This window comes from Nitrosophilus alvini (genome assembly GCF_015100395.1).
GTDB classification, from domain to species: domain Bacteria; phylum Campylobacterota; class Campylobacteria; order Campylobacterales; family Nitratiruptoraceae; genus Nitrosophilus; species Nitrosophilus alvini.
Genome location: NZ_AP022847.1, coordinates 1,763,839 through 1,785,000, shown reverse-complemented (window position 1 = coordinate 1,785,000; position 21,162 = coordinate 1,763,839). Strand labels below are relative to the sequence as shown.

The window sequence follows — 21,162 nt, the reverse complement described above, 5'->3', positions numbered from 1 at the left end:
AGACTACCTGCTTGATAGGCTGGGTGTGTAAGGGCTGCAAGGCCTTTAGCTGACCAGTACTAATAGTCCGTTCGGCTTACATATAAAAGATCTGGGCGTATGCCGCCTTACTGAGTTACTTAAAGAGATTGCATCTTTATTTGGGCTGTTAACAATGAGTGTGAGTGTTGAGTGATAGTGTTAGTGAATGACAGAAAGATTAAGGGCTTCTCGAAGCTTTTACTCTTTCTGTCCTGGTGCCTATAGAGCGGAGGAAACGCCCGGTCCCATCCCGAACCCGGAAGCTAAGCTCCGCATCGCTGATGATACTGCACCCCTCGGGTGTGGAAAAGTAGGTCGGCGCCAGGCCAGGTTTTTTTCTTTCTTTTCTATTTATCCTTCTAAAACAACTAAAAAATCAATAAAAATTCTTGCTTTATTATCTGCAAATGTTTATTTTATATAAACAACATTTCTTTTAATAAATATAGTTTCATCTTATAATATAAGAAAATACATCAGTTATACTTATTTTATTTTTATTAAGTTATTCAAAAAAGTTATTTTAACTACATTTTATATACGTTCTGATAAAATGAATTTATCTATAATCATTAAAGGAGCTGTTATGAAGAAGTTTTTTGCAATACTTCTTACTGCATTTTTGGGATTGAGCTTTGTAAGTACTGCGGCTTTTGCAGATGTTACAAAAGGTCAAAGGCTTTTTCAAAAAAAGCTTAAAAAACCTTGTGGTATGACAGGAGCAAAATTTGCTGCAAAACATACTCAAGATGAATGGGAAGAAATATACGAGAGCGGTAAATTTAAAGAAGAGGTAAACAAAATATGTCCTAAAGTAAAACCTGAAGCTATTAAAGATAAGTGGGTAAAACATCTATTTGATTTCTGTTATGAATATGCTAGCGACAGCGGTAACGTACCTTCATGTTAAATAAAAATAAAAGCGGCTTTTAGCCGCTTTTATCTCCCTCATAGCTCCAGATATAATAAAATCTTATCATAATATGTTTTTTAAACTTATACTAACATAAGTAAAAATTATTGAACGAACTCATAAATAAAATTCAGATATAAATTTAAGTTATATTTAAAACCAGTTGATTTATAATCACTGTATCGCTGATATATGCGTAATGTCAAATATTAAAGGAGTGAGGATGAAAAAGTTTATCGCTTTGTCTGCAATAGCAGCAGTTGTAACAACGGGTTTTGCAAGTGAAGCTGACATAAAAGCTGAACTTGAACAGCTTAAAAAAGAGATACAGGAACTCAAAAAAGCACAAGCCGGAGTAAATCTCAAAGCACTGAAAAAGCAGCTTCAGGAGGTTAAAGCACACGATGCAGGTGATAATATAAAGTGGAATGTTGATTTCAGAACAGCGTATGATGTAATCGGGTATAAAACAGTAAACGGTAACTCAAGCTGGAACAGAATATTTACAAATAGACTCTGGCTTGGAATGGCATATGCACCAAAAAACAATATTGTTTTTAAAGGTCTGATAAGTTATTACAAGGCATACGGGCAGATGACAAACACTTTAGGGGCGAACTTTAACTATTTTGACTGGATTGTAAATGAGACTCCAAATCCTAACGGAGAGCTCAGAATAAAAGAGGCTTATTGGTTATATTTTGGAGAGAGTCTCTTTGGCGCCGACATTCCCTGGACAGCGAGTTTGGGAAGAAGACCTGCTACTGACGGACTTCTTGCGAGCTACAGAGAAGATCAAAATCCAAAATCTCCGCTTGGGCATATAATAAATACGGAGTTTGATGGAGCAAGTTTCAAATTTAACCTCGAAAATGTGACAGATATATCCGGTATGTATTTTAAACTCTGTATGGGAAGAGGTATGACAAATGCAAATATTAGATATGCTTCTATAAAACCGGGTTTTGTATACGGAGTTTCTAATCAACTTGTTGTGGGTGGAAATGGAACTGAATATACAGAAGTTCCTGATTATGACTCAACTGATCTTTTTGGCTTTATCTTCGTTCCATATGATGACGGACAATATTCTGTACATACTACAGCATTTAAAGCATGGAATCTTCCTGGTATAGTTTTGGATAGAACTGCTCCTATGGTGGATACTGATCTAGACGGAACGCTTGATTCGTATCAGGGCAACTTTAGACAAGTAGGTAATTTGTACGGTGCTGCTATAAGTTTCTTGGCTCAGGGTATTGGCGACGGTATAAACGATACACTTGATGAAACAAATGCATTCATAAGTTTTGCGGCAAGCAAAACAGATCCGAAATCCGGAAACGCTATGCTTGGATCTACCGAGAAAAAAACCGGCACATCCGTATATGTTGGCGCAAACTGGCCGTGTATGTTGATAGATGATGCCAGAATAGGGGTAGAATATAACCACGGAACGAAATACTGGAGAAGCTTTACATATGCGGAAGATACACTTGCAGGAAGCAAGCTTGCCACAAGAGGCGATGCGTATGAAGTATGGCTGACAAAAGAGCTTATCGGAAGAACACTTACCGCGCAGATAAGATATACATATATGAACTATAAATATACGGGAAGCAACGGATTTTTTGCAGACGGTGGTGCACCTATAGAAGTAGACAGTACTGATGGAAAAGCAGTAGATGCTTTAGACAAAGCACAGGATATCAGGTTCTACATAAGATACAGATATTAAAATTTTCCCGAAGGCTTAGGCCTTTGGGAAAATCACAACTTAAATGCCACTTCTTTTAAAAGGTTTTCCACAATATTTTTATAATACCCCTTTTGTCTTGCATCGCCTACTGCAATGGCAGGTGTTCCGCTGTCTGAAAACTCTCTTATCTTCATATCTAGGGGAATTTTTCCAAGAAAAGGAATACCGTATTTCTTTGCGAGAGACTCTCCTGCTCCAGAACCGAATATATCGTATCTTTTTCCTGTATCAGGGGCTATGAAAAAGCTCATATTTTCTATAAGACCTCCAATTTTTACGCCAATATCCTTGAACATCATAATAGCCCGGCTTACATCATCAACCGATACCATCTGGGGAGTAGTTACAAGAACACTGGCGGTGATGGGTAATTCCTGTGCCATTGTGAGCTGAATATCTCCGGTTCCGGGAGGCATATCTATAACCAGAAAATCCAACTCCCCCCAATCTACATCTTCAAGAAACTGTATCAAAGCGCTGACCGCTACCGAGCTTCTCCAGACAAGAGGCGTATCCGGCCTTGGAGTGGTAAGGCCTACGCTCATTATTTTAATACCGAAATTTTCACTGGGTATTATTTTGTTGTTATTTCCCCATCTAAGTTTTTCGTGACCTGTTTGTGTCATTCTGGGTATATCTGGACCATAAACATCTGCATCGAGCAAACCTACTCTGTATCCTTTCTGAGCCAGTGCAACAGAGATGTTTACGGCAACAGTGCTTTTACCTACACCTCCTTTACCACTTGTTACCGCAATGATATTTTTTGCATAAGGGGCTCTGTTGTTGGGTTTTGCGGTTGAGCCATAACTAATCGATTTTTTCTCTTTTGGTTTGAGTTTGACATGAATATATCTATAATAATCTTTGAAAACATCTTTTATATCCGCTTCTATTAAAGGAAAAGCTTCTTCATTTGTTATACTTAGAACTACTTCGAGTCTGTCTTTCTCTTCTTTTACCGAATCAACAAGTTTTAATTCGACAATATTTCTATTGAGTCCGGGATATTTGATACATTCAAGTTTTTTCCATATCGCTTTCATCTGTTCTCCTTTGATCCAAGACTCTTATTCGTAAGGATTTGCTCTCATTCTTTGTTTAAGAAGAAGGTCGGTACTCCTGGCCTTTTGAATCCATTTTGATATAACTTCTTTCGAAGCAGGATAAGTATGTAAAAGTTCAGAATAATTTTTTATTCTCTCATTTAATATTTTTGATATCTGTGTAAATAGAGCAGGAAGATTGTCTTTTTTATTCGCCTCCGCTATCAATTTTTTCAGCATCAGGTCTCTGTCGCACAGATCTATATTATTGATGCCGGCTTCTTTACCGGCCTTCATTAACTCTTTGTTTGTTATATAGCATCCGCTGTAAAAAACCGCCAATATCTGCTTTTCAAGAAGTGAAAAGCCGGAGTCAAAACTCTCTTTTTTTTTCATCTCTTATCCTTTTTAAGTCTCATATTTGCCGCTTTGCTTACGTCGATATCTGAATCTGCGGCAAGTTTTTTTAAAATATTTTCTGTTGATGAAGGATTTTCGGCAACTCTGAGTCTAACCATTTTGTCTCTGTCATCTGCAAGAATATTCAGAAGTTTCAAAGGTGTGTTGGGATTTCCGGAAAGTCCGTCCCGAACAATTTTTTCATCACTGAAAAGCTGTGAGAGAATATTTTTTGGTGTATTCGGATTAGTAGCTACTAGAGCACGAACGAGATTGACCTCATCGCGAGAGAGTTTTTCTAAAACTTCTGAAGGTGTGTGAGGATTTTTCGCTACTGCCCAGCGTGATCCCATATCTTCACTTTGGGAGAGTTTTACGAGAAGTTCTGTCATTATAGGACTTTTCTCCTTTTCTCTATCGTATACGGAGGTCCTAAGACTGAGATTCATAGCTACCATTCCGACGACTTCCATATCCTCTCCGAAATTTTCGAAAATTTCTTTTACTTTTTCAAGAGGCAATTTTTTGTCTTCAAGAAGTTCAAGTGCTTCGTTTCTATCCATGATATAACCCTTCATAATAATTTTGCCTTTTTAAATATTAAGAATACTTTTATGAATATACCTGAATAATATTAGCAAAATTAATTTAAAAAGGAGTTATCAAATATAATTGAATTTTTGATAAGCAATTTTGAATGAAGTTACTGTTTTTGTACAATATTTATTTATAATGTATAGAAATACAACTTTTTTTTACTGATTGAGCCTTTTTAAAGTTTAGCTAAGATATTAAAATTTATAATCAAGATGAGTACACAAAAGCCCACAGTTATGGGCATAAGTGAATGTGAATACAATCATAAGGAGATATAATGAAGAGATTGTTTCAGGCACTGTTGATAACAGCCGTGCTGATAGGTACGAATCTTCTTGCAAAAGATGATCGTATCCTTATAGAAGCAGAGGAGGCTGTCAAGCTAATAGGCAAGCCGGGTGTTATGTTTGTGAGTGGAGATGATGATACTGCTTTTGAGAACGGCCACATAAAAGGGTCTGTCAGTATGTATGCTCATCATCTGCATCATGCGGATATAATGGGCAATATGCACTGTGCTCCGCTTTTTATGTGTCCCGAGGATGCGCAAAAATATATTGGTGCACACGGCATTGACAACGATACTATTGTCATAGCCTATGACAATTTCAGGGGTCCCAACGCTACCGGGGTATATACATACTTCAAAAGTTTCGGGCATGAGAAGGTATATATTCTTAATGGAGGAATGGAGGCAATTAAAAAAGTTGATCCAAATCAGCAGAAATACAATGCTTTGAAGAAAAAGTACAAAAAGGCTAAAAAAGCGGCTAGAAAAGCTAAGAAAGCCGGAAATAAGGATGAATACAAAAAGCTTAAAGCCGAAGCAAACAGATACAAAAAAGAGCTCAAAAAACTTGAAAAAAAACTTCTTATAGTAAAAGGTGCAAAAAAAGTTGATCTTGGCCACCATTTACATGCGGTTCTTGCTCCCGAAGCGGATATAAAACCTAAAAAGTATCATATAGATATGAAAAAAATAAGATATGACATTATTGCCGGAAAAGATGAAGTATATAAAGCTATGAAAGATATTCTTGAAAAAGGTGAGAAGAGCAAGTATGTCATTATAGATACAAGAGGAATGATAGAAATTATAGGTGAAAGAAAACTCGACAATGTTGCAAGAGGCGGGCATATTCCCGGAGCAAAATTTATCGAGTGGAAAAATATAACGGATTTCAAAAACAAGAAGAGTTTCAAACCCCTTGAGGAGTTGCAGAAAGTTTTTGACAAATACGGAGTCAAAAAAGACCAGACCATATATGCATACTGCCATGTGGGTGCAGGAAGAAGTACGGAAATCATCACCGCTCTTGAGCTTTTGGGATATAAAAATATAAAAGTCTATACCGGAAGCTGGGATGAGTGGGGAAATGATATGAATCTACCTATAAGAAGATAAGGAGCAGGTGTGATGAACAGCAAAAGAAGAAATTTTCTTAAATTTTCAGGAGCTACGGCTGCTCTTGTGGCAAGTCAGGGAAGCCTTTTTGCTAAAACAGGGGCAATGAAAATAGAAAACGGCAAAGAGAACTATCCCAATACCACGTATACGGAGCAGATGTACAGAAACGAGTTTGGCTTTACGTACGGCAAAAAAGATGAGCATGGATTTGCCTATCACTGTGTAAACTGCCAGGGTAACTGTGCATGGGAGATCTGGTCAAACAACGGCGTGGTAACCAGAGAGAATCAGAGTGCGAGATATCCCAGAATAAATGCAAAAATTCCCGATTTCAACCCCAGAGGCTGTAATAAAGGTGTTCAGCACTCACAGGTAATGTATGAAAAAGACAGAATACTCTATCCTATGAAAAGAGTAGGAGAAAGAGGCGAAGGAAAATGGAAGAGAATCTCCTGGGATGAAGCTGCAACGGAAGTTGCACAAAAAATATGGGATGTTATGACAGACCCTGAAAAAGGACCCGACAAACTGATGGTTCATGCAGGAACCGGTCTTCTTACAGAAGGCAGAAGAGGTGCGCCTCTTAGGTTTTCCACTCAGCTGGGAGCATATAGAATATATCCGGCTTCATATCTTGGGGATATGTTTACAGGGGCTGCTGTTGCATATGGCGAAGGGAACGTAGGATGTACATACGACTTTATGTATCAGGTTGATACTGCGGTATTCTGGGGTGCAAATCCTTCTGTTTCAAGAATTCCCGATGCCCACTTTGTATGGGAAGGGAAGTATAACGGTGCAAAAATCATTGTTATTACTCCAGAATTCAACGCATCTGCAAGGGCTGCAGACCTGTGGATACCTATAAAGCCGGGTACAGATAATATTCTTGCAATGAGTGTTATTTATGAAATTTTAAATAACAAGCTCTATAAACCGGGATTTATGAAGATATATACAGACCTTCCTTTTCTTGTGAGGCTTGACAATCAGAAACTTCTTAGAAGAAGCGATATGGAGCATGCCCACAATGAAGAGGAACATGAAAAATATGAAGAGCAGTTTTACACATGGAACAGAAAAACAGAGAAAATTGCTCTTATGCCCGGCAGCGAAGGAAGTGATCATAAAACACTCAAAATCGACGAATTCGGAATCGACCCTGCCCTTGAAGGGGAGTGGGAAGTAACACTTCATAGCGGAAAGAGAGTTAAAGTTACAACCGTTTTCGAACTTCTTAAAAAGAATGCCAAAAGATTTGCACCTGAAAAAACGAAAGATATAACAGGTGTTCATCCAGATACTGTAAGGATTCTTGCAGAAGAGATTGCAAAACCGAAAGTTGTAGAAATAACTACCGGATTTTCTTTGAACAAATATTTCAACGGAATACTTTCAATATGGAACATTGCTTCTATATGCGGGCTTACAGGAAGACTGGGACCGTATGGGGGCCTGAATACCGAAAACGAATTTCAGCTCAGTGGACTTGGTGCTCTGAGTGGTTTTGGAAACAAATATAAGCCCAGATTTGGTTCGGGGTTTGTCGGCGAGTTTGTTTTCGGCGATGGAATGAAGACATTCAAAGAGTATTTCAGTGACGAAGATGTAAAAAGAGCTCAAAACGGTATGAGCAAAAATGAATATATAAAGTTAATAGATGCAATGCTCAAAGATGGAAAAGACGGCAAAAAAAGCGGCGTAAAACCATGGTGGACACCCGAGGTGGCCATTATAGTAGCCGATTCCAAATTTAGAAGAAATAAAGGAAGTGAATACAGAAAAGCTTTTCTTAACAAAACAAAATTCTGGGTGTATATAGACTACAGAATGGCAGAACAGGCGATGTATGCAGATATCCTTCTACCTGCAAAATCCCATTATGAAGTCTATGACATAAGAACAAGCCCAGGATATCACAGATTTACAAACCTTGCCCAGCCTGTAGCAAACATGAAGCCTATCGGTGAAGCTATGGATGAGTGGAGTATGTTTGCACTCATTGCCAAAAAGCTTGAAGAGATAGCTAACAGGCCGGAAAACAAAGCCAAAGCAAAAGTTCCCGACAGCAAGAAATACACAAGAGACGGATACAGGGACCTGGCTAATTTTTATAAAGAGTATACCAATACGGACGAAGAGTCAGAAGCGGATATGGAGCCGTATCTTGGAACAGACAAACTTGCAGTTCAGGCTGCTCTTGAGAAGTGTGAGCAGTATGAACCCTGGACAATGGAGAAGATGTACAAAGCCGGCGGATTTTTGCAGTTGAATGAAAAAGCGGCAAAAATGTCTCCTCTTTATGCGGACAGACCATACAATTCGGGTGAGTATATGCTCTATAAAATGGAGCCGTTCGAGACTCTTACGGGAAGACAGACCTTCTATGTGGATCACCCGTTGTGGATAAGACTCGGTGCAAATGTAAATACAGGTATGGAGGGCATCAAACCTCAGACAGACAAATATCCGTTTACTCTGATGACGCCGCATGCCAGATGGTCTATACATTCAAACTGGAAAACAAGCAGGACGCTTCAGAGACTACAAAGAGGTGTGCCTTATGTACAGATAAACAAAGAGATTGCCAAACTAAAAGGCGTAAAAGACGGAGATACGATAAGAGTTTTCAACAAAATAGGCGAATTTTACGCCATGGCAAAAGTGAGTTCATCCGCACCTCTGGATGCAGTTGTTATGGAACACGGATGGGAGCCTTATCAATATCTATACAATAAAGGTCATAACGACGTAGTACCTACGGCGCTTAATCTGCTTGAGATGGCGGACGGATGGGGACATCTGAAGTTCGGGGGCCTTTGGGACGGTAACCAGTATGCGTATGACGGCGCAGTAGATTTTGAAAAATCAGATAAAACGTATTAATTAGGAGATAGGCATGTCAAAAAGACAATTAGCAATGGTTATGGACCTTAACAAATGTATCGGGTGCCAGACATGTACTGTTGCATGTAAAACACAGTGGACAAACAGAAACGGCCGTGAGTACATGTACTGGAACAACGTAGAAACTTATCCGGGAGACGGATATCCCAAAAAATGGATGGAACTTGGTGGCGGTTTTGATGCTGCAGGTGATCTGCAGCCGGGAATCGTCCCAAATATCGAATCTGATTACGGAGTGCCGTGGGATTACAACTACGACTCTCTCGCAGAACAAAACTTGATAGCCGGCGGGATGACACCGGGTCTTCATCCGGACACAACTCCCACATGGGGACCCAACTGGGATGAAGATCAGGGAGACGGGGACTTTCCGAACGACAACTACTTTTTCTATCTTCCACGGATTTGCAATCACTGTTCAAATCCCGGATGTCTGAGTGCATGTCCAAGAGATGCGATATTTAAAAGAGAAGAGGACGGTGTTGTTCTTGTTGATCTGGACAGATGCCAGGGATACAGATACTGTATAGCGGGATGTCCGTATAAAAAGATATATTTCAACCCAAAAATCAGTAAGAGTGAAAAATGTATCCTCTGCTTTCCAAGAATCGAACAGGGTCTTCCTCCCGCATGTGCCCAGCAGTGTGTGGGAAGAATCAGGTTTGTAGGATTTTTAGATGATGAAGAGAGCCAGGTATACAAACTTGTTCACAAATACAAAGTAGCTCTTCCTTTGAGGCCTGATTACGGTACACAGCCAAATGTATATTATGTTCCTCCTACAGAAGCTCCTCCGAAATTTGACAGTGAAGGGAAAATAATCGAAGGAAGCAACAGGATTCCTATAGAGGAACTTGAAAAACTTTTCGGACCGGCGGTTCATGATGCTATAAAAACTATAAAAGCAGAGAAAGAGAAGAGAAAAAAGACGGGAGAGAGCGAGTTGATGGATATTCTTATAGCCTATCAGCATTCAGATATGTTCAGGCTTGATAACCATTACTATCAGGAAGTTGCAAAAGCCAAGGGCATGAAGCCTCTGGCGCCTGTAGATGAAAGATATATTCAGGGCAAACATACAAAAATCTCACATTTCAAGGTGCACTCATGAAAAAGATAGTACAGATATCAGCAGCCCTCAGCCTGGCTGCATCGGCTCTGCTTGCCGAAACGGTGCTCGCGGTAAAGGTTGATACTGATTTGAGCGGCTTCAAATGTAAAGACGAGGCTGTAAAACTTGCTAAATTTACTGAAGTTGCACTCTATCCGCAGACCACTATAAAGCTAAACGACAAAAAAGCAAACGAACTTAACAGTGCCAACAAAGCAAAAAGAGTGCAGGTTGCTGCTCTTTATGACGGGAAGAATATTGCGCTTATTTTGAGATGGCCCGATAAAACAAGAACCGTACAGCAAGGATATAAAAGCGATGTTTACGGTGACGGTTTTGCAGTTCAGTTTGCGACAAAATTTGATGAGCCTGAAAAACTTCCCTATATAGGTATGGGAAGCGACGGAAGGCCTGTTGTAATATATCTTCAAAAAGCTGTTGCAAAGGTGTATGAGCCAAATGCGGACGGTGTTGTAGGATACCAGGTAAACCCTCATAATACAAACAGATTTGGAGAAGACCTTGAAAAGTTTGAAAAAAGGGTAGAACAACTGGCTATCAGAGACTATCAGAAAGCTTTTGTCTCCGAGGGTTTCCGCTCCATGACAGAAATAAAAGACAAAAGTGCAAAATATAGTGCCGATATGCATTATGTAGATGCAAAGAAGATGTGGGGCGGGGCTGTCGTAAGACCCCTAAAAGACGAATATGCAAACCTTGACAAAGGGGCAATACCGGTAGCTCTTGCAGTATGGGACGGTGAGAAACTTCAAAGAGACGGACAGAAATATCTTTCCGGTTGGATTGCGGTAAAACTTGTAGGTAAAACCGGCGGAAACAGACTTGCAGAAGTTGTTAACGAAAAAGCAAAGGGCGATGTGGCAAAAGGGAAAGAACTCTCTATGCAAAACTGTGCCTCGTGCCATAAATTTCCAGGTTCGTCTGCTCCGGAATATATGGCGCCAGACCTCTCCAATATAGGAGGACAGGCTACTGCAGCATATATAAGAGAATCTATTGTTGATCCGAATGCTGTAGTGGTTCCGGGATACAACAGAAATTCACATCCGAATTTTCAGTGGTATATGACCGATGACAAGGGAAACAGAACTTCTACTATGCCTCCTTTTGATTACCTGGATAAACAGAGCATAGAGGATATCGTGGCATTTATGCAGACTCTGAAAGCGGAGGTGGAAAAATGAAAAAGCTATTGACGGTTGCGCTTGCTGCAGCGTTTTGTATCAGCGCTTTTGCTTCATCGGGCAGCGAGCATGAAGAGGCAAAGAAAAAAGGTTTTCTCGCTACAAAATGGTGTGTTGAGAATGGATATTTTGCCGACTGCAGGCTTGAAAGTTATCTGTGCGGTTACGGGGGCTGCTTCAAAGAGTGGCTGCCAGGAAATCCAGAGGTGGATGATCTTGTTCTTTTCGTTCATGACGAGGGCAGGTATTACAGACTTGATCTTGCAAATGTTCCAAAATATGAACTTCTTGAAAAAGCTGCAAACAGAAACGAAGTTACCATTATGGGAGAGATAGACGAAGAAGCCGGCGTAATAAAAGCGCATGAATTTAAAGCGCCTCCTCCTCCGAAGAAATCTTTTTTCAAAGGGTGCCTGTAGAACCAAAACCGCTTCAGGCGGTTTTGGCAGATTTGCAGATTGTCAATTTTATATTAATTTAAATGTCAAACAAATATACTGATATACCAACAAATCAGCAATAAGGATAGTTTTGGATAACAAAACAAGAGCTTTCATATATGCATTTTTATCAAGATGTTTCGAAAAAGAGCTGGATATCAAAGCATTAGAGGATTTAAAAAAGAGTGTTCAGCTTCTGGAGCTTATAGGTGAAGATACCAGGAGATGGTTCGAATCGGAAAGTCTTGATAAAATAGTGGAGGAAGCCAATGTAGACTATAACACGGTTTTTATGATAAACAGCCAGCCGGTTGAAACACTGGTTCTTGACAGCAAGGCTGAAATTCTTGTAGGACTTCAAAATCCTGTAATGCAGTTTTATTTCGATCACGGATATGAAGTGAATATGAATCAGACCCATATACTTGCACCCGATCATCTCTCCATAGAGATGGGGTTTATGCAAAATCTTGCATTTAGAAATGAAAACAGAGCTGCATATAATTTTTTACATAAACATCTTCTTGAATGGGTGCCACCATATATGATAGGTATAAAAAATTTGACGCAGACACCTCTTTACAGGGACTTGACAGATTTTACAGTGGATTATCTGTTGAGTGATTACGAAATGCTAAAAACCGAGTTTGGCCATGAGTCTTGATTATAAACAAAATACAAATCTTTTTGAGTTTGACTATCTAAAATGTCTAAGAACCGACTACTTTCATAACGATTGCAAAGAGTGCCTGGATATCTGTCCCGAAGATGCTATAGGGTTTGTCAGAGGAAGACTCAGGCTTCTTGAAGACAAATGTACCAACTGTGCCGTATGTATAGGCGTATGCCCTTCCGAAGCGCTGAGTGTAGAGTTTTTTGACCCTGATAGCTATATAGTCGAAGCTGCTCAAAAGGACTCTCTTAAACTATCCTGCAAGGAAGAGACGCCGTGTCTCAGTGTTTTTGATGTTCACCACTTTATATCAGGTGCTTTGAGGTGTGGCGAAATTATATGTGACTTGTCGCATTGTGCAGAGTGTAATCTGAATATTGAGGGAAAAACTTTTGAATCAATAAACGAGAGGATAGAAGAAGCGAAAAGTTTTATAGAAGCGCTTGGTGTTGATGCCGTTATAAAAACGGAAAGTGGAGAAAAGCATAAAGAAAGAAGAGCCTTTTTCAAGAAAATTTTTACGGCGGCAAAAGAGCTTTCACGAGAAAACAATGATCTTAAATCTTTGCAAAACGCCGTTAACAGAGTGCCTGTCAAACATACAATTTTAAAAAACTCTATAAAGCAAAATATTGAGAGTATTCAAAACACTCAAATCAACAGAAACTTCTCCTTTATCCGCGATAAAGAGATAAGTTACGATTTGTGCGACAATTGCGGCGAATGTGTACAATTTTGTCCGACAGATGCCCTTTTTTATGCCAGCGAAGGGACATCTATCTGGTTTATGAGCGGAAAATGTATCGCCTGCGGTATATGCAACGATATATGCAAGCCGGGAGCCGTCAGTGACAAAGAGGGGTTTGATCTTGTTGAGTTTGCATTTGACAGGGGGAAAGAACTTGTAAGACACAAACTTGAAATATGCCGTGAGTGCAGAACACCTTTTCCTTATAAAAGCGGAGAGCTTCTCTGTCAAAGATGTAAAGAGTTTGCCCATAAATATGAAGATATTTTTAAATTGGCCAGTGATATAGAAGATTGAATCTTTAAACTCTTATAATAATTTTATCTCCCTAAATCCCCCATCTCACTCTTTAGCAACTTAGCTATTTAGTCTTTTATCTATTTTCTCCAAAATGTGACTAAAGTGGCATATTTTAAATATTTTTTTTTGTTATAATCTTTAAAAAGGACAAAAGGAATCAAAATGGCACAAGAAGATGAAATTCGTTATAAAGAGCCAGAAGTTATTAAAGAAGGGGTTTTGGTTGGAAGTAAAGCTTTAGAAAAGGCTCCGGAGTTAGAAGGGGTTCCAACTGGAATTGAAGGACTTGATGAACTTTTTTTTACAGTAAAAGAGGTAAATGGCAAATTAAAGCAGATGCCTCTTGGAGGGATACCAAAATATAGTGTTTTTAACTTAACCGGGGTTAATGATACCGGAAAGTCATTAATGGTTGAACAGTTTGCAGTAGAGCAGGCAAGGAAGGGTCAAAAAGTAGCTTTTATTACAGTTGAGACTCCTGCAAATTTTGTTATAGCATCAATTAAATATAGAGCATTGGCAATGGGCTACGATTTTAGTAAATTTGAAGATAATATTATTATGATAGATGCAGCCTCACACACACCTCTGAGAGAAAATGTCCCGGATCTCTTAGCAACTTTAGCTTATGCAATAAAAACATATAAAATAAATTACACAGTTATAGATTCTGTTACCGGGCTTTTTGAAAACAGAGAGATGATGGCAAGAGCAATTGTTAGAAGAGTCTTTAATTTTATGAAAAAATGGTATCAAACGGCACTTTTTGTATCTCAAAAAAGAAGTGGTCACGAGGAACTGAGTGCAGAAGCTGCCGGGGGGTATGCAGTGGGCCATATTGTTGATGGAACAATGGTTTTGGCGAAGGAGATGATAACAAGTGCATACGCCGCTAGGATTTATAATGCAAATATTGGTGATTTGGTAAGACTTTTTAGGATAGATGGATGTAGGATGAGCGGACATGATACAAGAACACATTTTATGGAGATAAGCGAAACCGGAATTGTTAAGATTTTGGAATCAATTGGGAAGTAGTTAGTTGGAAGAGTGATAGTGTTAGTGTTAAAAATAGGTGCTATACCAACACTAACACCAGCACCAACACTAAATAAAAAAGGAGGAAAAGATGGCGATTATACTGACCGGAACGGGGCTTGATATAGATGAAAAAGGATTAGAGAGATTGGTAGAGAGAGTTTTTTACAAATCTATAGATCTTCTTGGTGGGTTAAAAAAACTTACAGAGTTTAGAACTCTTACTTGGCTTCCATCTCTTGCCAGGGCTGCTTTTGCAATAGTTTTAAGAGAGGAGTATCTAAAAACGGAGGATGATATAGCCGATTATGTGGGACTTACCAGAAATACGGTTAGAAATATCCTAAGAGCAGATCCTGATGCAGCAATATATAAGATAGAGCATTTTGATGAACTGACTGAAGAAGAGAAAAAAGAGATGAAAGTTCATACTGCAGGTGGAGTTGCAAAACTTGCATATAAGCTTGTAAAAGAGGGGCAAGACTCTCAAACGATGCTCGATTTTTGCCATGAGATTGCCGGTGAAGCGATAAAAGCTGCAAAATGTGAAGCCCCATGGGCATATATAGTGCTTAAAAATACCAAAGGTATCTCTTATCCGATTGTAGATTCAAGTGAACTTGAGAGGATGTTAAAAGAGGTGGATATTAAGGGAATAAACGGAAGTGAAGTTGCAAAAGGATTAACATATCCTATAAAAAATCCGGCGATTCTTTTGCATGAGATTAAAGAGTATCTGCAAATGAAAGGGGTATAGTTGATACCTTTGATCTATAAAGGAATGTGTCCAAATTGTGGTAAAGATATAGATAGTGACAGGTTGTATAAAGGGCTTTCCTGTAAAAATTGTCTAGAAATAGAGGTTCCGCAGGATCAGCTGTGTTCAGTTTTAAAAGAGGGCGAATTTTTAAAAGTTTGCTCTCTTAAAAAGGAGGTTGAAAATTTCAAAGAGTATTTTAAAAAAATTTTAGGTTATGATTTACGAGAGATCCAAGAGAGCTGGATCAAAAGGTTTTTTTTAAATATCTCTTATGCCCTTTTGGCCCCCACTGGAGTCGGAAAAACAACATTTGGTTTAATTCTCTCTTCATATTTGGCGAATAAAGATAAAAAGAGCTATATTATCTTTCCAACACATCTTTTGGCGAATCAAGCATATGAAAAGCTTTTAACTTTTGGTACTAAAAAAGATGATGTTTTATTTTATGATTCAAAGCTTTCCCAAAAAGAGAGAGAGCTTTTAAAAGAGAAAATTAAAAACAGTGATTTTAAGATACTTATCACTACAACAATGTTTTTGTATAAAAATTTTGAGCTTTTGCCCAAAGAGTTTGATTTTGTTTTTGTTGATGATGTGGATAGTATTTTAAAAAGTGCGAAAAATATAGATAAAATTCTGATGCTTTTAGGATTTTCCGAGGAGGATATCCAAAAAACTTTAGATTTTATAGTTTACAAAAGGGCTCTTTTTTCCAAAGGAAAAGTTTCACAAAAAGAGTTGGAAGAGTTTTATAAAAAAGATGAAGAAATCAAAAAAATTGCATCAAAAAAAGCAGCGAATTTAATAGTATCAAGTGCAACTGCAAACCCAAAATCCAGAAGAGTTTTACTCTTTAGAGAGCTATTGGGGTTTGAGGTAAGTAAGCCTAGTATTGCAATTAGAAATGTTGAAGATGTTTATAAAAAAAGTGACAATGTTTTAAAGGATTTAATTGAGTATATAAAAAAATTTGGAAAGGGAGGACTTGTTTTTCTTCCTTCAAATGAAACAAAAGATAGATTAAAGGAGACCCTCTCTTTTTTAAATAGTAACTCCATAACGGCAATTGGTTATGAAGAGTTGGATGAAGAAAATATAGAAAAATTTAAAAAAGGTGAAATTTTAGTAGTTGTTGGAATTGCAAGTTATAAAAACCCGTTGGCAAGAGGTTTTGATCTGCCCGATACTATTAGATATGCTATATTTGCCGGCGTTCCAAAGTTGGAATTTAATCTTGATATAACAAAACATACAAATTTATACTATTTTTTTCTTCTGCTGTTTCCTTTTTTTAAAAAATATCTTGATGAAGAAAAAGTTATTAAAATCTCTTCGTATATTAACTATCTAAAAAAAGTTTTTTATATAAAAAGTGAAAAACTAAACGAAAATGCAAAAAAGAGAATAGAAAAGATTTTAAATTTTGTAAATTCCCTGTTAAATGAAGATCTGATAAAAAAAATCGATAGTTCACCGGATATCTTTTTAAAGAGAAACAAAAACGGTTTTAGTGTTGTCACTGCCGATGTTACTGGATATATTCAAGCCAGCGGAAGAACTAGCAGGCTTTATGTGGGAGGACTTACAAAAGGTTTGTCTCTTATACTGGTAGATGAGGAAAAGGCATTTAACTCCCTTAAAAAGAAAGTAAGATGGTTTAGCGAAGAGATAGAGTTTAAAGATATTAAAGAGGTTGATTTAGAAAAAATCATTGAAAAGGTTGATAAAGACAGAGAGCTTGTAAAAAAAGCTTTAAAAGGGGAGTTGGAAGGGGAAAAAGATCTTTTTAAAACAACTTTTATGATAGTCGAATCTCCAAATAAAGCAAGGACTATTGCATCTTTTTATGGGAAACCTATAAAAAGAAAAATTAAAAATATGGAAGTTTTTGAGATTGTCACAAAAAACAGAATTTTAAATATTGCTGCATCAAAGGGGCATGTTTTTGATCTAAATAAAGAAGATGGATTCCACGGTGTTTTAAAAAATAGTGTATTTGTTGCCGAATATGAAGTGATTGATGAGAGCAGGATGGATATAATCAAAGCTTTAAGGGAGTTGGATTTAGAGGTAAAAGAGATTTTAATAGCGACTGATCCTGATATTGAAGGAGAAAAGATAGGGTTTGATATATATCTAAACTCAAAAATTTTCAACTCAAATATTAAAAGAGCAGAGTTTCATGAAATTACTAAAAGAGCGATAGAAGAGGCTCAAGAGAGACCAAGGCAGATAGATGAAGATCTAGTAAAAGCTCAGCTAGTAAGGAGAATTGCAGATAGATGGATAGGGTTTGAGATATCGCAATTTTTACAAAAAAAGTTTAACAGAAAGACTTTAAGTGCCGGAAGAGTCCAAAGTGCGGTATTAGAATGGATAGTAAAAAGAGAGGATGAGGTAAAGGAAAAAGATTATATTGTAAGAGTTAAAGTTGAAGGTTTTGATATAGATTTTGTTTTTGAAGATCTTCATAAGCAAAATGAGTTTTTTGAAAAAATAGATGAGATAGAGATAAAATATAAAAAAATAGAAAAATCCAAACTTTTTAAAAAACCTTTTTCAACAGATACTATGCTTTTTAATGCTTCAAATGAACTGAAATTTTCTCCAAAATTTACAATGCAGCTCGCACAAGACCTTTTTGAAGCAGGATTTATAACATATCATAGAACGGACTCTATCAGAGTTTCAAGTGCGGGGATAAATGTTGCAAAAGAGTACATTGAACAAAATTTTGGAAAGGAGTTTTTTTCTCCAAGAAGTTTTAAAACCAAAGAGGGCGCACATGAGTGTATAAGACCTACAAAGCCTATGGATGTTGATGATTTGAAAGAGTATCTGCAAATAAATGGACAAAAAACTATAACTCAAAATCATTTAAAACTTTACGATCTTATTTTTAAAGAATTTATAGCTTCACAAATGAGAGAGTGTGAAGTAGAAAAAGTTGAAGCTGAGGCTATTTTTGAAGATAAAAGAACGGACTTTTCATTTATAAAAAAGATCGTCAAAGATGGTTTTAACAAAATTTTGCCTATCGAGACATATAAAATTGATATAGGGTGTATGAAAATAGCAGAAAAAGAGAAATTTACAAAACCAAAAACTCCTAGATTCAGTTTTGCTACGCTAATTCAGCAGATGAAAGAAAAAGGTATAGGAAGGCCTTCAACTTATGCCATAATCATTCAAAGACTCTTTGAAAGAAGATACGTCTATCAAAAAAACGGTTTTATATTTGCCACAAATTTGGGTAAAAAAGTTTATGGAACTTTAAAAAGCGTCCCTCAAATTTATGAGTTTGTGAATGAGAGATATACAAAAGAGTTAGAAGAATTAATGGATAAAATTGAAAATAAAGAGGCAGATTATCAACAGATATTAAAAGACCTATATGAAAAGATAAAGAAGGAGATACATGGAAACTTTGTATGAGGATTTATATTTTTTAAAAGAGAGAATCAGTGAGCCAGAGCTCAAAGCAAAACTTGAATCTTTGGAAGATAAGATTCATAAGCTTAGAACAAAAACGGGTCTGAAGCTTTTAGTTAAAAAGAAAAAGATTTCAAAAGCGTTAAGAGAAGTTGAATACGAAGAGGAGTTAAAAAGGCTGCAGATTGAGCTTATAAAGATGCAAAACTGGATATATGAAAATAAAAAAAGACTTATGATTATTTTTGAGGGAAGAGATGCCGCAGGAAAAGGTGGAGCTATAAAAAGATTTACCGAACATTTGAATCCCAGAAAATACAGAGTCGTAGCCCTTCCTAAACCTTCTGAAGTGGAAGCGGGCCAGTTCTATTTTCAAAGATATTTTAAACATCTCCCAAATCCGGGTGAAATTGTTTTTTTCGACAGAAGCTGGTACAACCGAGCTATAGTTGAACCTGCGTTTGGCTTTTGCACCCAAGAACAGTATGAAAAGTTTATCAAAGAGGTGCCAGAAATTGAGCATGCACTCATTGATGACGGAATAATTATGATAAAGTTCTGGTTCAGTATTTCAAAAGAGACCCAGAAAAGAAGATTTGAAGAGAGGATGAAAAATCCTTTGAAGCAATGGAAATTGAGTTCCGTTGATATTAAGGCACAGAAACTATGGGATAAAATCACTTTTTACAAAGAAGAGATGTTTTCAAAAACACATACAACCTATAGTCCTTGGATTATAGTGAATTCCAATAACAAAAAACTGGCAAGACTTGAATCCATAAGATATGTCTTGTCGCAGATTCCGTATGATGGAAAAGAGAAATCAAGGACTTCTTTGCATCCTGACCCTGATATAGTTCAGAGATATCATAGAAGAAGCATTCAGATAGATGCCTGAGTTTGGGAAAGATATCGTTTAATCAATAACAAACTATGATATTAAAGGAAAGAAGAATGAGAGTTTTTATAACAGGGATAGGTTCCGGTATTGGGGAAGCTTTGGCAAAAGAGTATCTCAAGCGCGGAGATGAGGTATACGCTCTTGGCCGTTACAAACCAAAGACTTTGGAAAATGAAGATAACCTGTATTTTAGAAGATTGGATCTTTTCGCTCACGAAAAAATAGAAAAAGAACTTTTGGAACTACTGCCTGAGTGTATTGATATAGCCATACTTAATGCGGGGATGCTTGGTGACATAAAAGATATGAGCGAAACGAGTCTGTATGAGCTGAAAACCGTTATGGATTTGAATGTATGGTCAAATAAAGTTATTCTTGATTTTTTTAAAAATATAAATATAAAGCAGGTAGTCGCGATATCCAGTGGAGCTGCGGTAAACGGCAGCAGAGGCTGGAGTGGATATAGTATCAGCAAAGCTGCACTAAATATGCTGATAAAACTTTATGCCCGTGAAATGTCAAATACACATTTAAGTGCGCTTGCCCCGGGGCTAGTTGCCACACCTATGCTTGGTCACATACTTGAAAATATAGATGAAGAGAAGTATCCTTCTGTCAAAAGACTCAAAGAGAGTCCAAAGCTTTCGCCCGAGGAGAGCGCAAAGATGTTGATAGAGACTTTTGTGAAACTGTTAAAATATGAAAGCGGAGAGTTTCATGATGTAAGAAGGATGGATTAGGGGAGTTTTATACTCTTCTCCTCACCCCCGTATCCGTGAATAAGATCATGTGCTCTGATTTTTACTTCTTTAACATCTTTGGGTAGTTCTACATCATACATAGAGCGAGTAAAAGGTTGTTCATCTATATGCGGATGGTGTAGTATTCTTATAGCAAGGACTTCTCCATTTTCGTCAAGTATTTCCCATCTGTCTGCATAATGTTTTTGCCCTTCATCACTGTGTTTTACGGTAACGTGAAAATTATAGGTGTTTTTGGAAATTTTTTCTACATTTACATTTTTTACGTCCGCTTCACCGGCGAATATGGAGACAGCGAATATTAAAAGCATGAAAATTCTATTTAGTTTCATTTTGGTCATTCCTTTCAGGAAGTTCTATCTCAAACTCTTTTCCTCCGAAGCCCTCTTTTGAACAGTGGGCTCTAATTATAATTTTTTTTGTTCCGTCAGGTATTTTGAAGCCGTAAAGCTCCGATTCTATTATCTCTTTTCCAGGCTGGGGGCCGAAAATCAGCCTAACTGTTATACGTTTTCTGTTCTCATCAAGAATTTCCCACTCGTCGGCGAAATGGCTTGCGTCTACATCATTATGTTTTATTTTTACATATGCAATGTAGCTTCCGCCGTAGCTTTTTTTGATTTTTGCGTCTATTACATCGGCTTTCTCAGCCAGGAGAAAAGTTGAAAAAGCTATCATGAGAAGAGCAAATTTTTTCATATTTTTTCCTTATTTTCAGTTTTATAACTTTATATCATTATATC

The 21,162-nt window shown here is 37.4% G+C and carries 19 protein-coding genes and 2 rRNA genes (1 of these 21 only partly in view); 16 read left to right on the top strand and 5 right to left on the bottom strand.

Annotated elements, in window-relative coordinates; translation table 11 throughout:
- The 4 genes from EPR_RS09050 to EPR_RS09035 form a co-directional block, all read left to right on the top strand.
- Positions 1-84: ribosomal RNA gene (locus EPR_RS09050) — 23S ribosomal RNA — on the top strand (it extends 3,133 nt beyond the left edge of the window).
- A gap of 148 nt (positions 85-232) precedes the next feature.
- Positions 233-348 (top strand): 5S ribosomal RNA (gene rrf / locus EPR_RS09045).
- 259 nt (positions 349-607) lie between these two features.
- Entirely contained in the window at positions 608-931 is a 324-nt protein-coding gene (locus EPR_RS09040) for a cytochrome C (RefSeq protein ID WP_200762900.1), read from the top strand.
- 226 nt (positions 932-1,157) lie between these two features.
- Positions 1,158-2,672 carry a DUF3373 family protein gene (locus EPR_RS09035; protein ID WP_200762899.1) on the top strand — a complete coding sequence of 505 codons (1,515 nt, stop codon included), beginning with the start codon at positions 1,158-1,160 and terminating at the stop codon, positions 2,670-2,672.
- Positions 2,673-2,704: 32 nt separating this feature from the next.
- On the opposite strand, the gene EPR_RS09030 is transcribed toward EPR_RS09035, so the two are convergent.
- From EPR_RS09030 to EPR_RS09020, 3 genes are read right to left on the bottom strand one after another with little or no spacing between them, the layout of a single operon-like run.
- A complete protein-coding gene (locus tag EPR_RS09030) occupies positions 2,705-3,739 on the bottom strand; it encodes an Mrp/NBP35 family ATP-binding protein (protein WP_200762898.1) in 1,035 nt (344 codons plus the stop codon).
- Between the two features lie 24 nt (positions 3,740-3,763).
- The gene (locus EPR_RS09025; protein WP_200762897.1) at positions 3,764-4,135 is read right to left on the bottom strand and encodes a hypothetical protein; all 372 of its coding nucleotides are present in this window, start codon (positions 4,133-4,135) and stop codon (positions 3,764-3,766) included.
- On the bottom strand, positions 4,132-4,701 hold the full coding sequence (locus EPR_RS09020; protein WP_200762896.1) for a hypothetical protein: 570 nt from the start codon (positions 4,699-4,701) through the stop codon (positions 4,132-4,134). The genes EPR_RS09025 and EPR_RS09020 overlap by 4 nt, the downstream gene beginning before the upstream one ends.
- Positions 4,702-5,012: 311 nt before the next feature.
- Here EPR_RS09020 and EPR_RS09015 point away from each other — a divergent pair, with 311 nt between their 5' ends.
- The 12 genes from EPR_RS09015 (at position 5,013) to EPR_RS08960 (ending at position 20,398) form a co-directional block, all read left to right on the top strand.
- On the top strand, positions 5,013-6,140 hold the full coding sequence (locus tag EPR_RS09015; RefSeq protein ID WP_200762895.1) for a sulfurtransferase: 1,128 nt from the start codon (positions 5,013-5,015) through the stop codon (positions 6,138-6,140).
- A gap of 12 nt (positions 6,141-6,152) precedes the next feature.
- On the top strand, positions 6,153-9,029 hold the full coding sequence (locus tag EPR_RS09010) for a molybdopterin-dependent oxidoreductase (RefSeq protein WP_234697205.1): 2,877 nt from the start codon (positions 6,153-6,155) through the stop codon (positions 9,027-9,029).
- A 13-nt stretch (positions 9,030-9,042) separates the two neighbouring features.
- On the top strand, positions 9,043-10,161 hold the full coding sequence (locus tag EPR_RS09005; protein WP_200762893.1) for a 4Fe-4S dicluster domain-containing protein: 1,119 nt from the start codon (positions 9,043-9,045) through the stop codon (positions 10,159-10,161).
- On the top strand, positions 10,158-11,366 hold the full coding sequence (locus EPR_RS09000; RefSeq protein WP_200762892.1) for an ethylbenzene dehydrogenase-related protein: 1,209 nt from the start codon (positions 10,158-10,160) through the stop codon (positions 11,364-11,366). Before EPR_RS09005 ends, EPR_RS09000 begins: the two co-directional genes overlap by 4 nt.
- Positions 11,363-11,785 carry a hypothetical protein gene (locus tag EPR_RS08995; RefSeq protein ID WP_200762891.1) on the top strand — a complete coding sequence of 141 codons (423 nt, stop codon included), beginning with the start codon at positions 11,363-11,365 and terminating at the stop codon, positions 11,783-11,785. The genes EPR_RS09000 and EPR_RS08995 overlap by 4 nt, the downstream gene beginning before the upstream one ends.
- A 112-nt stretch (positions 11,786-11,897) precedes the next feature.
- Entirely contained in the window at positions 11,898-12,470 is a 573-nt protein-coding gene (locus EPR_RS08990; protein WP_200762890.1) for a TorD/DmsD family molecular chaperone, read from the top strand.
- Positions 12,460-13,524, top strand: a complete 1,065-nt coding sequence (locus tag EPR_RS08985; RefSeq protein WP_200762889.1) for a 4Fe-4S binding protein — start codon at positions 12,460-12,462, stop codon at positions 13,522-13,524. Before EPR_RS08990 ends, EPR_RS08985 begins: the two co-directional genes overlap by 11 nt.
- A gap of 165 nt (positions 13,525-13,689) precedes the next feature.
- A complete protein-coding gene (locus tag EPR_RS08980) occupies positions 13,690-14,565 on the top strand; it encodes a KaiC domain-containing protein (protein ID WP_200762888.1) in 876 nt (291 codons plus the stop codon).
- Positions 14,566-14,656: 91 nt separating this feature from the next.
- Complete coding sequence (locus tag EPR_RS08975; protein WP_200762887.1) at positions 14,657-15,322, top strand: bacterio-opsin activator; 666 nt, start codon at positions 14,657-14,659, stop codon at positions 15,320-15,322.
- Positions 15,323-18,760 (top strand): reverse gyrase, encoded by a 3,438-nt coding sequence (gene rgy / locus EPR_RS08970; RefSeq protein ID WP_200762886.1) that lies wholly within the window; start codon positions 15,323-15,325, stop codon positions 18,758-18,760.
- Positions 18,744-19,655 (top strand): polyphosphate kinase 2, encoded by a 912-nt coding sequence (gene ppk2 / locus EPR_RS08965; protein WP_200762885.1) that lies wholly within the window; start codon positions 18,744-18,746, stop codon positions 19,653-19,655. The genes rgy and ppk2 overlap by 17 nt, the downstream gene beginning before the upstream one ends.
- Positions 19,656-19,711: 56 nt before the next feature.
- Positions 19,712-20,398 (top strand): SDR family NAD(P)-dependent oxidoreductase, encoded by a 687-nt coding sequence (locus EPR_RS08960; RefSeq protein WP_200762884.1) that lies wholly within the window; start codon positions 19,712-19,714, stop codon positions 20,396-20,398.
- Here the strand turns inward: EPR_RS08960 and EPR_RS08955 are convergent.
- The gene (locus EPR_RS08955) at positions 20,395-20,751 is read right to left on the bottom strand and encodes a hypothetical protein (RefSeq protein WP_200762883.1); all 357 of its coding nucleotides are present in this window, start codon (positions 20,749-20,751) and stop codon (positions 20,395-20,397) included. The two genes, EPR_RS08960 and EPR_RS08955, sit on opposite strands and share 4 nt — an antisense overlap.
- Positions 20,738-21,118, bottom strand: a complete 381-nt coding sequence (locus EPR_RS08950) for a hypothetical protein (RefSeq protein ID WP_200762882.1) — start codon at positions 21,116-21,118, stop codon at positions 20,738-20,740. Before EPR_RS08950 ends, EPR_RS08955 begins: the two co-directional genes overlap by 14 nt.
- Positions 21,119-21,162: the final 44 nt, after the last annotated feature.

Bases quoted from the DNA above. Each gene is read 5' to 3' on its own strand.
- EPR_RS09015 (WP_200762895.1), top strand. From the start codon at position 5,013: ATGAAGAGATTGTTTCAGGCACTGTTGATAACAGCCGTGCTGATAGGT.
- EPR_RS08960 (WP_200762884.1), top strand. From the start codon at position 19,712: ATGAGAGTTTTTATAACAGGGATAGGTTCCGGTATTGGGGAAGCTTTG.
- EPR_RS09035 (WP_200762899.1), top strand. From the start codon at position 1,158: ATGAAAAAGTTTATCGCTTTGTCTGCAATAGCAGCAGTTGTAACAACG.
- EPR_RS08995 (WP_200762891.1), top strand. From the start codon at position 11,363: ATGAAAAAGCTATTGACGGTTGCGCTTGCTGCAGCGTTTTGTATCAGC.
- ppk2 (WP_200762885.1), top strand. From the start codon at position 18,744: ATGGAAACTTTGTATGAGGATTTATATTTTTTAAAAGAGAGAATCAGT.
- EPR_RS08950 (WP_200762882.1), bottom strand. From the start codon at position 21,118: ATGAAAAAATTTGCTCTTCTCATGATAGCTTTTTCAACTTTTCTCCTG.
- EPR_RS09020 (WP_200762896.1), bottom strand. From the start codon at position 4,701: ATGGATAGAAACGAAGCACTTGAACTTCTTGAAGACAAAAAATTGCCT.
- EPR_RS09010 (WP_234697205.1), top strand. From the start codon at position 6,153: ATGAACAGCAAAAGAAGAAATTTTCTTAAATTTTCAGGAGCTACGGCT.
- EPR_RS09000 (WP_200762892.1), top strand. From the start codon at position 10,158: ATGAAAAAGATAGTACAGATATCAGCAGCCCTCAGCCTGGCTGCATCG.
- EPR_RS09040 (WP_200762900.1), top strand. From the start codon at position 608: ATGAAGAAGTTTTTTGCAATACTTCTTACTGCATTTTTGGGATTGAGC.
- EPR_RS09025 (WP_200762897.1), bottom strand. From the start codon at position 4,135: ATGAAAAAAAAAGAGAGTTTTGACTCCGGCTTTTCACTTCTTGAAAAG.
- EPR_RS09005 (WP_200762893.1), top strand. From the start codon at position 9,043: ATGTCAAAAAGACAATTAGCAATGGTTATGGACCTTAACAAATGTATC.
- EPR_RS08955 (WP_200762883.1), bottom strand. From the start codon at position 20,751: ATGAAACTAAATAGAATTTTCATGCTTTTAATATTCGCTGTCTCCATA.
- EPR_RS08980 (WP_200762888.1), top strand. From the start codon at position 13,690: ATGGCACAAGAAGATGAAATTCGTTATAAAGAGCCAGAAGTTATTAAA.
- EPR_RS09030 (WP_200762898.1), bottom strand. From the start codon at position 3,739: ATGAAAGCGATATGGAAAAAACTTGAATGTATCAAATATCCCGGACTC.
- EPR_RS08975 (WP_200762887.1), top strand. From the start codon at position 14,657: ATGGCGATTATACTGACCGGAACGGGGCTTGATATAGATGAAAAAGGA.
- EPR_RS08985 (WP_200762889.1), top strand. From the start codon at position 12,460: ATGAGTCTTGATTATAAACAAAATACAAATCTTTTTGAGTTTGACTAT.